General features: G+C 73.6%; 12 protein-coding genes. 7 read left to right on the top strand and 5 right to left on the bottom strand.

All coding sequences use genetic code 11. The features are described 5' to 3' along the window. Nucleotides 1-49 precede the first annotated feature (49 nt). Nucleotides 50-1,231 carry an AraC family transcriptional regulator gene (locus ACZ69I_RS13360; protein WP_470832151.1) on the top strand — a complete coding sequence of 394 codons (1,182 nt, stop codon included), beginning with the start codon at nt 50-52 and terminating at the stop codon, nt 1,229-1,231. Here ACZ69I_RS13360 and ACZ69I_RS13355 read toward each other — a convergent pair. Continuing rightward, entirely contained in the window at nt 1,165-1,971 is an 807-nt protein-coding gene (locus ACZ69I_RS13355; RefSeq protein WP_470832149.1) for a tetratricopeptide repeat protein, read from the bottom strand. The two genes, ACZ69I_RS13360 and ACZ69I_RS13355, sit on opposite strands and share 67 nt — an antisense overlap. Before the next feature lie 342 nt (nt 1,972-2,313). Between ACZ69I_RS13355 and ACZ69I_RS13350 the strand changes: the two genes are divergently transcribed. From ACZ69I_RS13350 to ACZ69I_RS13340, 3 genes are all read left to right on the top strand, one after another. Then, complete coding sequence (locus tag ACZ69I_RS13350) at nt 2,314-3,480, top strand: lipase family protein (protein WP_470832147.1); 1,167 nt, start codon at nt 2,314-2,316, stop codon at nt 3,478-3,480. Nucleotides 3,481-3,674: 194 nt separating this feature from the next. Continuing rightward, nucleotides 3,675-3,812, top strand: coding sequence for a hypothetical protein (locus tag ACZ69I_RS13345; protein WP_470832145.1), 138 nt, complete (start codon nt 3,675-3,677; stop codon nt 3,810-3,812). Beyond that, a complete protein-coding gene (locus ACZ69I_RS13340) occupies nt 3,809-4,837 on the top strand; it encodes a molybdopterin-dependent oxidoreductase (protein WP_470832144.1) in 1,029 nt (342 codons plus the stop codon). Before ACZ69I_RS13345 ends, ACZ69I_RS13340 begins: the two co-directional genes overlap by 4 nt. Here the strand turns inward: ACZ69I_RS13340 and ACZ69I_RS13335 are convergent. Further along, on the bottom strand, nt 4,824-6,284 hold the full coding sequence (locus ACZ69I_RS13335; protein WP_470832142.1) for an MFS transporter: 1,461 nt from the start codon (nt 6,282-6,284) through the stop codon (nt 4,824-4,826). The genes ACZ69I_RS13340 and ACZ69I_RS13335 overlap by 14 nt on opposite strands. 428 nt (nt 6,285-6,712) lie before the next feature. Here ACZ69I_RS13335 and ACZ69I_RS13330 point away from each other — a divergent pair, with 428 nt between their 5' ends. After that, nucleotides 6,713-7,579, top strand: coding sequence for a helix-turn-helix transcriptional regulator (locus tag ACZ69I_RS13330; protein ID WP_470832141.1), 867 nt, complete (start codon nt 6,713-6,715; stop codon nt 7,577-7,579). Between the two features lie 34 nt (nt 7,580-7,613). On the opposite strand, the gene ACZ69I_RS13325 is transcribed toward ACZ69I_RS13330, so the two are convergent. Continuing rightward, nucleotides 7,614-9,218 (bottom strand): alpha/beta hydrolase, encoded by a 1,605-nt coding sequence (locus ACZ69I_RS13325; protein WP_470832140.1) that lies wholly within the window; start codon nt 9,216-9,218, stop codon nt 7,614-7,616. 118 nt (nt 9,219-9,336) lie between these two features. Then, on the bottom strand, nt 9,337-10,614 hold the full coding sequence (locus tag ACZ69I_RS13320) for an acetyl-CoA C-acetyltransferase (protein WP_470832138.1): 1,278 nt from the start codon (nt 10,612-10,614) through the stop codon (nt 9,337-9,339). Between the two features lie 72 nt (nt 10,615-10,686). On the opposite strand from ACZ69I_RS13320, the gene ACZ69I_RS13315 reads away from it, so the two are divergent. After that, nucleotides 10,687-12,000 carry a 3-oxoacyl-ACP reductase gene (locus tag ACZ69I_RS13315; RefSeq protein WP_470832137.1) on the top strand — a complete coding sequence of 438 codons (1,314 nt, stop codon included), beginning with the start codon at nt 10,687-10,689 and terminating at the stop codon, nt 11,998-12,000. Nucleotides 12,001-12,185: 185 nt separating this feature from the next. Next, nucleotides 12,186-13,085, top strand: a complete 900-nt coding sequence (locus ACZ69I_RS13310) for a MaoC family dehydratase (RefSeq protein WP_470832136.1) — start codon at nt 12,186-12,188, stop codon at nt 13,083-13,085. Here ACZ69I_RS13310 and ACZ69I_RS13305 read toward each other — a convergent pair. Next, a complete protein-coding gene (locus tag ACZ69I_RS13305; protein WP_470832442.1) occupies nt 13,021-13,647 on the bottom strand; it encodes a TetR/AcrR family transcriptional regulator in 627 nt (208 codons plus the stop codon). The genes ACZ69I_RS13310 and ACZ69I_RS13305 overlap by 65 nt on opposite strands. Nucleotides 13,648-13,718: the final 71 nt, after the last annotated feature.

Raw genomic sequence — 13,718 nt, 5'->3', positions numbered from 1 at the left:
GGCCCCACGCGGTGTTCTGGGTCGGCCCTCCCGGCGCTAACGTCGTGACATGGCCAGGCGGACGATCACCGTGCACCATGTGCGGGCCGTGCTGCGCGGCGCCGAACGGCGCGGCGTCGACACCGTGCCGCTGCTGCGGGGAGCGCAGATCCCTCCGCTGCTCCTCGGCGACGACCGGGCCCGGGTCACGGCCCCCCAGTTCACCCGGCTGTTCCGGGAGTTGTACCGCGCCACACAGGACGAGTTCCTCGGCCTCGGCGCCGCCGTCAGCAGACCGGGCACGTTCGCGATGATGTGCCGGGCGGCGCTGGGCTGCCACGACCTCGGCGCCGCCGTGCAGCGGGGCACCACCTTCTACGGCCTGTTCCCCGGCGGCCCCGACCTCGTCCTGGAACGCCGCGGCGACGAGGCGGTGTTCGGCGTCCGCAACGACCTCGAACAGGACTACTTCCTCGCCGAGTGCCTCGTCATCATCTGGCACCGCCTGTGCAGCTGGCTGATCGGCCGCCGCATCCCGCTGCGCTGGGCCGAGTTCGGGCACCCGCCGCCCCCGCACAAGGACGAGTACGAGGTGCTCTTCGGCTGCCCCGTACGGTTCGGCGCCGAGCGCACCGGCGCGGGGTTCGACGCGCACTGGCTGGACGCGCCGCTGATCAGGGACGAGGACGCGCTGGACGAGATGCTGCGCCGGGCACCCTTCGAGCTGCTCACCCGCCGCGAGTACGGCACCACCGTCGCCGAGCAGGTGCGCCGCGTCCTCGCCCGCGCGCTGCGCACCTCGCCGCGGCTGCCCTCGCTCGGCGAGATCGCGGCGCGGCTCGCGGTGAGCCCGGCGACGCTGCGCCGCCGCCTCGCCCAGGAGGCCACGTCGTACCAGCAGTTGAAGGACGCGGTGCGGCGCGACGCGGCAATCGCCGGTCTGGTGGAGGGCCGCGAGCCGATCGCGGAACTCGCCGCGCGGCTCGGCTTCTCCGAGGACACGGCCTTTCACCGGGCGTTCCGGCGGTGGACGGGGACGACGCCGGGCGCGTACCGGACGGAGACGACGCCGGGCGCGTACCGGACGGTGACGGAGCGGCCCGGCGGGGGGCGTGGGCGGAACCCTGACCCGCCGCCGCCCTCGGCCCCCTCTCCCCTTCCGCCTCCCTCTCCGCCTCCCCCTCCCTACGGCTCCTCGTCGTCCGTCTCGTCGGGGGACGGGGCGTCCGCCGGGTCCGTGCCCCACGGCTGAGCCCCCGACTCCTCGAACACCGTGCCGTTGACGACCGCGCCGTCGGCTTCCCCCTCGCCTCCCCGCGCCCCTTCCCCCTCGCGCCTGCCGAGCCGCCGGCTGGTGCGGCCGAGCGCGATCAGCACCGTGATCAGCGAGGTGGAGTTGCCCTCGATGCGCCGCGTGTACCGCACGGCCTCCTCGTAGGCGGCGTGCGCCTGCGGCAGCATCTCCTGCGCGTCGTAGGCGTCGCCCATGCCCTTGAGCACGGAGGCGTACCAGCCGGGGTCGCTCTCGCCGTCGACGAGGGCGAGCACGGCCTGCCGGGCGGCGACCCCGTCCGCGAAGGCGCCCTCGACGCCCAGGTGCCCCAACTCCTCGTAGATGATCGCCATGTTGTGCAGGACCGCCGCACGGCGCGCGGTGTCCTCGATCCGGACGGCCTCGGCGGCGAGCCGCTCCAGGACGTCCCGCGCCTCGGTCCGTTCGCCCAGCGCGACCAGGGTGTTGGCGAGCGCGGTCATCGTGGTGGCGAGGTCACTCGGATTGTCCGCGCGCTGCTTGTACGAGACGGCCTGCCGGAAGTGCTCGGCGGCCTCCTTGAAGTCGCGGGCGTCACGGTAGGTGTCGGCGATGTCGTGCAGGATGATGCCGTAGATGCCCGGCGACTCCTCGGGGTCCGCCAGGCCGCGGGCCTCGTGGAAGCAGGCCAGCGCCTGTTCGAGGCGGGTGGGCCGGGGCTGGCTGGTCTCTTCCGGCATGAGGGTCCTCCGATCGGAGTCGGGTGGCGGAGTCCCGCCGGCGCCGCTCTCGTCCGCGCGGGCGACCGCTGCCGCTCCCGTCCACGCGCACCGGGGCCCGTGGCTCCCCCGCTGTGAACGTAGCGCCGGGGCGGCGCCCTGAACACCTGCGAGCCGGGGTCAACGAAGGTGAGCGTCCCGGTCAGCCCCGAACTTACTCACAGGTCACTACGGTCGTTTCCGGAACACCCCCGGAGCACCGCCGGGGCACCCCTGGAACACCCCGGGAGCCCCGGGACCTCCGGAGAATCCCAGGAGCCCCCCGCAACACCCCCCACCCCCGAGGACAGTTGGGAGAGCCGCATGCACACACGCACCGGCGTCAGAGCGTGGGCCGTGGTGGCCGCGCTCGGCCTGTCGGCCGTCACCCCGCTCACCGTGGCGCACGCCGACGGGAGCACGGCCGCGGCCGGATCCCCCGGCGACGTCGTGAGCTCCGCGCCGAGCAGCTTCCACCCCCTGCCGGGCCAGCCGACGAACACCAAGGCCTGGAAGATCCACTACCGCTCGACCACGGCCACGGGTGAGCCGAACACCGTCTCCGGCACGGTCATCGTGCCGCAGGACGGCCACAAGGGACCGCGCCCCCTGATCACGTACGCCGTCGGGACCGTCGGCGTCGCCGACCGCTGCGCGCCCAGCGCGGGCTTCCCCTACGGGACCGCCGTGGAGGCCAATCTCATCCAGCAGCTCACCCTGCGGGGCTGGGCGGTGGCGGTCACCGACTACGAGGGCCTCGGCACCCCCGGCGACCACACCTACACGGTGGGCCGCGCCGAGGGCCAGGCCATGCTGGACGCCGCCCGCGCCGCGATCCGGCTGCCCGAGGCGGGCCTCGGCACGGACACGCCCGTCGGCATCATGGGCTACTCGCAGGGCGGCCAGGCCTCTTCGTGGGCGGCCGAACTGCACGGCTCGTACGCACCCGACCTCGCCGTCAAGGGCACGGCGACCGGCGGCGTCCCCGGGGACCTGCTGAAGGTCGCGAAGTTCAACGACGGCTCGTACGGGTCCGGGCTGATCTTCATGGCGGCGATCGGCCAGAACGCGGCCTTCCCCGAGCTGAAGCTCGACTCCTATCTGAACCCGGTGGGCAAGGCGCTCGTCGGCGCGATGAAGAGCTCCTGCGTCGCGGACGGCGCCGTGCTCGGCTCCTTCAAGACGATCGCGTCGATGACCACGAAGAACCCCCTCGACCAACCCGACTGGCAGCAGCGCCTGAACGAGTCGCGGGTCGGCACGGTCAAACCGGACGCGCCCGTCTACCAGTACCACGCGCTCGCCGACGAGCTCATCCCCTACGGCGTGGGCAAGCAGGTCCGCGAGGACTGGTGCGCCCGGGGCGCGAACGTGGAGTGGCACACCGTGCCGGTCGGCGAGCACGTCAGCGGTGTGATCACGCAGTCGCCGTTCGCGGCCCAGTGGCTGGCGGACCGGTTCGCGGGGAAGCCGGTGCGGGGCAACTGCTGAGCTCCCCGCCCGGACTGCCTTCCCGGACTGCCTTCCCGGACTCCCTGCCCGAACTGCCTTCCCGGACTCCCTTCTTGAACTCCCCGCCCCGCCGGGAAAAAGAAGTGGGCAGCAGTACGTCGTCCCCCTAGGATCTTGAGGTTTGCAGAATTTCGACTTCTGCGGTGCTTCGAGAACCGGGGGGACTTCTCGTCATGCTGATCACACCTACGGCCCTGGCCCTGCTGACCCTGTTCGTCCTGGCGATGAAGGCGTCCGACACGATGCCGCACCGCGGGACGGCGGAGCCGGACATCGAGGCGGAGGGGCCCGGACAGGGAGCCGCCCGATGACCGCACCGTCTCCGCAGCCCGCGCCCAGGCCCAGGCCCAGGCCCACGGACGGAGCCCGCGCGCCGCTGACGCCACCGCCGGGTGACCCCTCCCTGGCCGACCCCGCGCCCGGCCCCGACTTCGTCACCCCGGTCGACCGCGTCTTCGTCCGCGCCCACCTGGGCCTGCCGGAGATCGACCCCGCGGACTGGACGCTGACGGTGGAGGGCCTGGTGGCGCGCCCCCTGCGCCTGGACCTTGCGGCCGTGCTCGCCCTGCCCCCGCGCCAACTGACGGCTGTCCACGAGTGCTTCGGCAGCCCGTTGCGTCCCGACACACCGACGCGCGCGGTGACGAACGTGGAGTGGACGGGCCTGCCCCTGGCCGCGCTCCTGGACCGCGCGGGCCCGCTGCCCACCGCCCGGCACGTGGTCTTCCAGGGCGCGGACACGGGCACCTTCCGCGGCGAGGAAGGCCTCTCGTACGTGAAGGACCTGCCCCTCGACACGGTGCGTCGCGTCGGCTTCCTGGCCCACGGCATGAACGGCGAGCCGCTGCGCCCCCGGCACGGCTACCCGCTGCGGCTCGTGGTCCCCCGCATGTTCGGCACGAACTCGGTGAAGTGGCTGACCCGGATCGTGCTGACGGACGAGCGGCCGGAGCACATGTTCACGACGACGTTCTACACACGGACCCCGCCGGGCGCTTCCGTGCCGGAGCCGGTGCGCGAGGTCGACGTCAACAGCAGGATCCTCTCCCCCGCGCCCGGGGACGAACTGCGGCGCGGCGCCCTGACGTTCAGGGGCCGCGCCTGGTCGACGTCGGAAGTCGTCCGCCTCGACGTCTCCCTCGACGGCGGCCCTTGGGAACCGGCCACGCTCGACGTCCCGGGGTCCGACCCCGCCTGGCAGGGCTTCTCCCTGCGCCGCAGGATCGCGCCGGGCCCGCACACGATCCGCGCCCGCGCGACGGACGCGGCGGGCCGCGTGCAGCCACCACCCGGCTCACGCAACTCGGTCCATGAGGTGGCGTTCACGGTGCGGTAGGGCGTCCGTCCCGGGGGAGAAGCCACGCGGCGAGGGCCGTGGTGGTGCACAGGAGTGCGCCCACCGCCACGAGGCCCGTGTGCATGCCCGCGAGCGAGAACCCGGAGTCGTCGCCGGAGCCGCCCCCGCCGCCCGCGAGGAGCGCGCCGAAGAGGGCGACGGACATCGCTCCGCCGGTCTGGCGAAGGGAGTTGAGGAGTCCGGACGCCGTTCCCGCGCGCTCGCCGGGGACGCTGTCCATGAGCTGGGCGGTCAGCGCCGGGACGCAGAAGGCGCCACCCAGGCCGGTCGGTACGAGCAGGAGAAGGACGAGCCACAACGGGGTGTCCGCGCCCAGTGGGACGAGCGCGAACATCGCGAGGGCGAGGACCGCCTGCCCGAGCACGATGACCCGGCGCCGTCCGAACCGCTCGGCGGCGCGGGGCGAGACGAGATTGGTCCCCGTGATGAACACGGCGAGCGGCACGAACATCAGGCCCGCCTCGACGCCCGACATGCCGCGCAGCTGCTGGTAGTAGAGGCCGAGGAGGAAGGTCACGCCGTAGAACCCGGCGTTCACCGCGAAGCCGACCGCGAGGGCGACCCCGACCTGCCGCTGCCGCAGCAGACCGAGCGGGACCATGGGCGCGGCGTGCCGCTTCTCGGCGGCGTGGAAGGCGAACCCGGAACCGAGGGCCACGGCGAAGGCGGCGAGCACGGGCGCGCTCGTCCACCCCAGGTGCCCGCCCTCGATGACCGCGAACGCGAGCCCGGCGAGGGTGAGGACGGCGGTCGTCTGACCCGCGAGGTCGAGCGGCGCGGGACGGCGGGGCGAGCGGGCGGTACGGGCGAGCAGCGCGAGGATCACGGCGCCCACGGGCAGGTTGAGCAGGAAGACGGCCCGCCATCCGGCGCTCTCCGTGAGGATGCCGCCGAGCACCGGCCCGACCGCGACGGCGGCGGAACCGCCCACCGTCCACAGCGCGATGGCACGGGCGCGGCGGCGCGGGTCGTCGTAGGCCTGCCGGATCAGCGCGAGCGAGGCGGGCATGACGATCGCCGCGCCCGCGCCCTGCGCGACGCGCGCCGCGATCAGCGGGCCGATGCCCGGCGCGAGGGCGCAGGCCAGCGAGGCGAGGGTGAAGAGCCCGACACCCCACACGTACGCGCGCCGCGCCCCCGCCCGGTCGGCGAGCGCCCCCGCGGACAGCATCAGCGCGGCGAACATGAGGGTGTACGCGTCCACGACCCACTGCAGCCCCGCCATGCCGCCGTGCAGGGTGGCGCGGATGTCGGGCAGCGCGATGTTCACGGCGGTGACGTCGATGGTGATGACGGTGAAGCCGAGGAGCGAGGCGAGGAGGGCGGGGGCGGCGGAGGAGGGGCGCGGGGTGTCGGCCCGGTTCCGGACGGGGGGAGCGGAGGGAGCTGAGGGAGGGGGAGAAGGGGACAGCACGGTGGCAGGCATGGGGCTCCTACGGGGAGGGTGACGTCGCGGAGCGACGGGGTGGTGGGGGTCGGGTGGTGCGGAGCAACGGGCGGGTGGGCGGGGAAAGCCGCCGCGGAGCGGCGAAGAACAGCCGCGGAGCGGCGGAGCACCCCCGTCGCGGAGCGGCGAAGGCCCGTCGCGGAGCGACGAGGAGGAACGGCACGGACGGCGACGAGGAACGACAGGGAGCGGCGGCGAGGAGGAACGGCACGGACGGCGGCCGGCACCGGCCACCGCACCGCGGCCCGGTGACATCGCACCCCCTGGGTCACGGTGGCCGGGCCACCCGCACACCCCCACTCTCCCGGGCGGCAGCCCCCCGTGGGAGGCCGCACCTCACCGGGGTCCCGCGTTCCTGGCCCTGACACGGCCCCCCACGCCGGACGCCGACCAGGGACAATGACCGGATGACGGACAGTACGGCGCCAGCCCCCGCACCCACAGCCAAGGCCACCGGCACCGAGCTGGGCCGCTACCTCCGCGCCCGGCGCGCCAGGGTCACCCCGGCCGAGGCGGGCCTCCCCGCGGGCACCGGCCTGCGCCGCACCCCGGGCCTGCGCCGCGAGGAGCTCGCCACACTGGCCGGTGTGAGCGTCGACTACTACACGCGTCTGGAGCGCGGCCGCGAGACGAACCCGTCCCCCGCCGTCATCGACGCCCTGGCCCGCGCCCTGCGCCTGACGGGCGACGCCCACGACCGCCTGCGCGACCTGGCCGAGCTGGCCTCGGGCCGCCTCACGGAACCGCATCCCACGGCCGACCACACGGTCCGCGAGTCCACCCTGCGCATGCTGGAGGCGCTGGCCCCACTGCCCGCGTACGTGGTGAGCAGGCACAGCTACATGCTGGCGGCCAACGCCCCCGGCAAGGCGCTGCTCCCCGGCCTGTGGGACTGGCCGGACGAGCAGCGCAACGTCGTGCGCTACCTCTTCCTGCACCCCGTGGGCCGGGTCCTTTACCGGCCCTGGGAGGAGACGGTCGCCAAGTCGGTGTCGCACCTGCGGGCGATCGCCGGTACGGACACCGACTCGCCCCGGCTGACGAATCTGGTCGGCGAACTCCTCCTGAAGTCACCGGACTTCGCCCGCATCTGGGAGCGGTACGACGTGAGCGAGCGCGGTGGCGGCACCAAGTCGTTCGCGCACCCGAAGGTCGGCGCGATGACCCTCACGTACGAGGTGATGAAGCTGGCGCGGTCGGGCGACCAGCGCATGGTGGTCTACCAGGCCCCGCCGGACACCCCGGACGAGAAGGCGATGCTCGACCTGACCTGACGCAGTCCCGCTCGGCACCGCCCCACCGTCCGCCTCACTCCGCCGCGCAGGAACTCCCGGTCTTCGGCGTCTCCCCGTACAGCAGGAACCCGTTCACCTTGTCCTGCACGCACGTGGAGCCGAGGTAACCGGTGTGCCCGTCACCCTTGTTGTCCAGGACGACGGCCTGCGAGCCGAGCCTGCGCGCGGTCTCCTCCGTCCACCGGTACGGCGTGGCCGGGTCGCCCCGCGTGCCGACCAGCAGCAACTTGGGCGTGCGTACGTCCCGTACGTCCTCACGGATGTAGCTGGTCCCCGCGGGCCTGCCGAAGCACAGCAGCACCGGCATCAGCATCGACTTGCCGAAGACCGGCGAGGCCTCCTCGAACTGCTTCTGGAGCTTGCCGACTTCCTTCTCGATGTGCGCGGCGTCGGGCCGGTCGGGGTCGTCGGCGCAGTTCACGGCCATGAGGGCGGCGGACATGTTGTCCGGGGGCACCTCCTGCCCGGCACCGGCCGCACGGAGCGGCCGGGGCACCGGAAGCCCGCCGCCCGGCAGCACCCCGCCCGGCAGCCCGCCGCTCATCCGGATCAGCGCCCGCGGGTCCCCGTCGGCGAGCAGCGCCCCCAGGGCCTGCGAGAGCGCGGGCCAGGCCTGCCTGCTGTACAGGGCCTGGCTCAGCACGCCGACGACGTCCTGCCCGGTGAACTGCTGGCCGCTCATGGACTGGAGCGGCATCGCGTCCATCTGCTGAACGATTTTGACCATGCTCTGCCGTGCCGTGCGGGAGTCGGTGCCGAAGACACATCCGGCGTTCCCCGTGCACCAGGTCAGGAAGTTGTCGAGGGCGGTCTGGCGCCCCTCGGCGGTCGCGAGGGACTGTGCGGCGACGGGCTCGGTCAGCGTGTCCACGCCGTCGAGGGTCATCCGGCCGACCTTCTCGGGGAACTGGGCGGCGTAGACGGCCCCGAGCCGCGTCCCGTAGGAGAACCCCAGGTAGTTCAGCTTCTTGTCGCCGAGTGCCTGCCGCATGACGTCCATGTCGCGCGAGACGTTGACGGTCCCCATGTGCGGCAGGACGGGCCCGGACTCGGCCTCGCACTTCTTGGCGACCTTGCGCAGCTCCCGCAGCACGGCGGCCGCGTCGTCGGAGTCCTCCGTGGTGGGGTCGGCGTTCCCCTCCGCGTCGCCGCAGCTGACCGGCTCGCTCTGGCCGACGCCGCGCGGGTCGAAGGAGACGATGTCGTAGTCCTTGCTCAGGAAGCTGAACTCCTTCTGCGCGCCGGCGAGCGCGGAGACACCGGGGCCGCCGGGGCCGCCGAAGTTCAGCAGCAGGGAGCCGCGGGGCTTGCCGCTCGCGCTGGACTTCATCCGGATCATCGCGACGTCGACGCTCCCCGCGGCGGGCTTCGCGTAGTCGAGCGGCACGCTCACGTGCCCGCACCGGACGTCCTTGGCCCCTTCCGTGGCCTCGGCCACGGCCTCGGTGTCGCCCTTGCACGCGGCCCACTTGATCTTCTGCGTGTAGTAGCGCGACAGATCGGGCCGCCCGCCGCCGTCGTCGGCGGCGGTGCCGGTGGCGGCCGAGGCCACGCCCGGCACACCCGTTCCCACGACGACCAGCACGGTGACACCGGCTATCGCACAGGCTCCACGCACGGCTACCTCCCAGGTGTAGCCCCTCGCTCACCCTAAGCGCGGCCCGCGGCCCTCGCCCGTTCAGCGCAAGCTCACCGTACGCACCCAGCTGTCACTCCACGTGACGACCGCCCCCTCGTCAGTCCCGCTCCAGGATCGCCGTGACCCCCTGCCCGCCCGCCGCACAGATGGAGATCAGCCCGCGGCCGGGCCGCCCCCGCTCGGCGAGGAGCTTGGCGAGGGTGGCGACGATGCGCGCGCCGGTCGCCGCGAACGGGTGGCCGGTGGCGAGCGACGACCCGGCGACGTTCAGCCGCGCCCGGTCCACGACGCCGAGCCCCTGCTTCTCCCAGGCGGCGAGCGTGGCGAGCACCTGCGAGGCAAAGGCCTCGTGCACCTCCACGAAGTCGAAGTCGCCCAGTCCGAGACCGGCCCGCTCCAGCATCCGGGGCACGGCGTACGCGGGCGCCATCAGCAGCCCGTCGTCGCCCCCGGCGACATCGCCGCGCACGAAGTCGACCGCGGCGCTCTCGCACGCGGTGAGGTACGCGAGCGGTTCGAGTCCGCGCCCGGCGGCCCACTCCTCGCTGCTCAGCAGGGCGACGGCGGCGCCGTCCGTCAGCGGGGTGGAGTTGCCCGCGGTCATGGTCGCGCCTGGTGCGCCGGTCCCGAACACGGGCTTCAGCCGGGCCAGCTTCTCCACCGTCGACCCCGGCCGCAGGTTCTGGTCCCGCCCGACCCCGCGGAACGGTACGACGAGATCGTCCAGGAAGCCCCGCTCGTACGCGGCCGCGAGCCGCTGGTGGCTGAGGGCCGCGAGCTCGTCCTGCGCCTCGCGCGTGATGCCCCACTTCCGCGCGGTCACCGCGGCGTGCTCGCCCATCGAGAGCCCGGTGCGGGGCTCGGCGTTGCGCGGGATGTCCGGTACGAGGTGGCGGGGCCGCACCCGGCCCAGGGCGCGCAGCCGCCCGCCCGCGGACGTGGCACGCCGCGCCGCGAGCAGGATCCGCCGCAGTTCGTCGTTGACCCCGAGCGGGGCGTCGCTCGCGGTGTCGGATCCCCCGGCGATCCCCGACTCCAGCTGCCCGAGCATGACCTTGTTGGCGACGGCGACGACGGCCTGGAGCCCGGTCCCGCACGCCTGTTGGAGGTCGTACGCGGGTGTACGGGAGTCCAGGGCGGAGCCGAGCACGACCTCACGGGCGAGGTTGAAGTCGCGGCTGTGCTTGAGGACGGCACCGGCGACGAACTCCCCCACGTCTCCCGCGCCTTGGAGGTCGTACCTCCCGACCAGGCCGTCGAGGGCGGCGCCCAGCATGTCCTGGTTCGAGGCGGTGGCGTAGGGCCCGTCGGAGCGGGCGAAAGGAATGCGGCTGCCGCCGACGACGGCGACGCGGCGCACAGAGGGACGACTCATGTCTCGACCAGCTCCTGACCCTTGAGTAACCTTACTCCGAAGTAAATTTACGACCGAGCTGGGAGTTGGACAATGGCCGACCGCTACCTGACCTTCGCCGCCACCGGACCCGGCCGCTTCCTCACCCGCCGCCTGGGCCTGCCCCAACCGGCCCGGCTGCGCCGCCACACCCCGGAACAGCCCTCCCTGGGCGGCGAGTTGCTTCTGCTCACGGCGGGCAAGTCCACCTACCGGGCCGACCTGCCCACCCTCCTCAAGTCGGCAGGCCACGCCGTCGCCCCAACCGCCGTACGACCCACAGCAGTTGTGCTCGACGCCACAGCGGTCGCCGACGTCGAGACCCTCTCCGAAGTGCACGCCGCCCTTCATCCCGTGGTCCGCGAGGTCGCGGAGAACGGCCGCGTCGTGGTCCTCGGCAGCCCGCCCGACCCGGCCGACCACCACCAGGCCGCCGCCCAGCAGGCGCTCGAAGGCTTCATACGCTCCCTCGCCAAGGAACTCGGCCGCGGCCGCACCGCCACACTCGTCCGCGTCACCGGTCCGATCGCCACCGCCGAGCCGACCCTGCGCTTCCTGCTCTCCCCCAAGTCCGCCTACGTCACCGGCCAGGTCATCGAGACCGGCCCCGCCGAGACGCTCGCCGCCCCCGCCGACTGGGACCGGCCCCTGGCCGGGCGCACCGCCCTGGTGACGGGCGCGGCACGCGGCATCGGCGCGGCGGTCGCGGAGGTCCTGACCCGCGACGGCGCCACGGTCGTCCTCCTCGACGTTCCCTCGGCCCAGCAGGACCTGGTCCGGGTGGCCGACCGGCTCGGCGGCTCGGCGCTGCCGCTCGACATCACGGCGCCCGACGCCGGTGAACGCATCACCGCGGCGCTGCCGGACGGCCGCCTCGACATCCTCGTCCACAACGCGGGCATCACCCGCGACCGCAAGCTCGCCAACATGGCGCGGGACCGCTGGACTTCGGTCCTCGACGTCAACCTCGCCGCGGTCCTCGCCACGACGGACGCGCTGCTCAAGGCCGGTGCGTTCAGCCCCGGCGGCCGGATCGTCGCCACCGCCTCCATCGCCGGGATCGCTGGCAACGCGGGCCAGACGAACTACGCCGCGAGCAAGGCGGGCGTCGTCGGCCTCGTCCGCTCCCTCGCCCCGCGGGCGCTCGCGGAGCACGGGGTGACGGTCAACGCGGTGGCGCCCGGCTTCATCGAGACGAGGATGACGGCCGCGGTGCCGCTGCTCATCCGCGAGGCGGGGCGCCGCATGAACTCCCTCGGGCAGGGGGGCCTTCCGGTGGATGTGGCGGAGACGACGTCGTGGCTGGCGCAGGGGGGCGTGAACGGGCAGACGGTACGGGTGTGTGGGCAGAGTCTCTTGGGAGCGTGAACGTTGCACTGGGCTTGGGCGGAACAGGGCCGCCGCTCCGCGGCGGGTTTCTCCCATCCGCCCACCCGTTTGCCCCGCGACGCACAGCTGGAGTAGGGCAGAAGCTGATCCGCTCGCCCGTTTATCCCGCGGCGCCGTCAGCAGTGCGTTTCCTCGGACCAGCCGTCACCTCACTAAGGACGACCATGCGCACCCCGCTCCCCGCCCTCCTGCTTCGCGGCGCCCTCGCCTCGCCCTTCAAGCGGCCCGGCGTCCGGGCCCTCGTCCAGGGCCCCCTCACCGCCGCACCCGTCGTCCCCGACCCCCGCCACCTCGCGGCCTACAACGCGGTCTGCGGGTTCCCGGACGGTACCGGTGTGCTGCCCCTGACCTATCCGCACGTCCTCGCGTTCCCGCTGACCATGCGCCTCATGGCCGCCCGCGACTTCCCGCTCCCCCTCCTCGGCCTCGTGCACACGTCCATCGAGATCACCCGGCACCGGCCCCTGCCCTCGACCCAGGAGCTGCGACTCTCCGTGCGGGCAGCGAAGTTGGCACCCCATCGGCGCGGCACCGAAGCGACCCTCACCATCGAGGCCGCCTCCCGGGACGGCGAACTCCTCTGGGAGTCCAGCAGCACCTATCTGGCCCGGCACCGGCGCCAGCATCAGCAGCACGGCACACGTCAACGGTCCGCCGAAGCCCCCGCTCCCTCCTCGGCCGGCACGCGCTGGCGGCTGGCCGCCGACCTGGGGCGCCGCTACGCCTCCGTCAGCGGCGACCGCAACCCCATCCACCTGCACCCGCTCACCGCCCGCCCCTTCGGCTTCCCCCGCGCCATCGCCCACGGCATGTGGACCGTCGCCCGCTGCACGGCGGAGCACGGGGACGGGGGCGCGGGAGCCGCCCACCTCACGGCGGAGTTCAAGGCGCCCGTCCCCCTCCCGTCCACGGTCACGTACACCGCGACGCACACCGCGCACGGCGGCTCCGCCTTCGAACTCCGTTCCGCCACCGGCAGACCACACCTCACCGGCACCGTCACGCGGGAACCCAGCGCCGCCCCTCCATCAGGCCCCCAAGGCCCGCCCACGCGAAGTTCATGAGCGTGGCCGCCGCCTCCTTCGCGGAGACGGAGCCGTCCGCGTTGGCCCAGCCGGCAAGCGACTCCGCCGCGCCGACCAGCGCCTGCGCGAGCCCCGCGACCTCGCGGTCGGGCAGGGAGGGGTCGCCGTGCGCCGAGCGTGCCGCGTCCGCGATCAGTGACGTCACGAACGCGACGATCTCCTCCCGCATCGCGGCGACCTCGGCCGCGAACGGCTCCCCCTGCGTCCGCGCCTGGCTGTGCAGCACGGCCCAGCCGTCCGGCCGTTCGGCGGTGTGCGAGAAGAACGCCCGCAGCCCGTCCCACAGCTGCCGGTCCGCCAGCTCCCCGGCGACGGCGGCTCCGCTCGCCCCCTCCCGCACCGCGGCGACGAGCGCGGCGGCCTCGCGCCGGATGCACGCGCTGAAGAGCTCTTCCTTGGAGTTCAGATACAGATACACGAGCGGCTTGGAGACACCGGCGAGCTCCGCGATCTCGTCCATGGACGCGGCCCGGTACCCCCGCTGCCCGAACGTCCGCACCGCCGCGTCCAGCATCTGCCGCTCACGCACGGCCCGCGGCATTCTCTTCTGCCGCCGCTTCTCGCCCACCCCGGCCCCCGCCCTCTTCACGCTGTCCGTTCAGACGTCAGCGT

It is taken from the genome of Streptomyces sp. NPDC036815, assembly GCF_055609205.1.
Note: the sequence above shows the minus strand (reverse complement) of the source record. Positions and strands in the feature narration are given on the sequence as shown.

What these genes read in the sequence shown, in the direction of transcription:
- ACZ69I_RS13360 (WP_470832151.1), top strand. Translation starts at nt 50, where the DNA reads ATGGCCAGGCGGACGATCACCGTGCACCATGTGCGGGCCGTGCTGCGC.
- ACZ69I_RS13305 (WP_470832442.1), bottom strand. Translation starts at nt 13,647, where the DNA reads ATGCCGCGGGCCGTGCGTGAGCGGCAGATGCTGGACGCGGCGGTGCGG.
- ACZ69I_RS13320 (WP_470832138.1), bottom strand. Translation starts at nt 10,614, where the DNA reads ATGAGTCGTCCCTCTGTGCGCCGCGTCGCCGTCGTCGGCGGCAGCCGC.
- ACZ69I_RS13355 (WP_470832149.1), bottom strand. Translation starts at nt 1,971, where the DNA reads ATGCCGGAAGAGACCAGCCAGCCCCGGCCCACCCGCCTCGAACAGGCG.
- ACZ69I_RS13315 (WP_470832137.1), top strand. Translation starts at nt 10,687, where the DNA reads ATGGCCGACCGCTACCTGACCTTCGCCGCCACCGGACCCGGCCGCTTC.
- ACZ69I_RS13330 (WP_470832141.1), top strand. Translation starts at nt 6,713, where the DNA reads ATGACGGACAGTACGGCGCCAGCCCCCGCACCCACAGCCAAGGCCACC.
- ACZ69I_RS13350 (WP_470832147.1), top strand. Translation starts at nt 2,314, where the DNA reads ATGCACACACGCACCGGCGTCAGAGCGTGGGCCGTGGTGGCCGCGCTC.
- ACZ69I_RS13310 (WP_470832136.1), top strand. Translation starts at nt 12,186, where the DNA reads ATGCGCACCCCGCTCCCCGCCCTCCTGCTTCGCGGCGCCCTCGCCTCG.
- ACZ69I_RS13340 (WP_470832144.1), top strand. Translation starts at nt 3,809, where the DNA reads ATGACCGCACCGTCTCCGCAGCCCGCGCCCAGGCCCAGGCCCAGGCCC.
- ACZ69I_RS13345 (WP_470832145.1), top strand. Translation starts at nt 3,675, where the DNA reads ATGCTGATCACACCTACGGCCCTGGCCCTGCTGACCCTGTTCGTCCTG.
- ACZ69I_RS13335 (WP_470832142.1), bottom strand. Translation starts at nt 6,284, where the DNA reads ATGCCTGCCACCGTGCTGTCCCCTTCTCCCCCTCCCTCAGCTCCCTCC.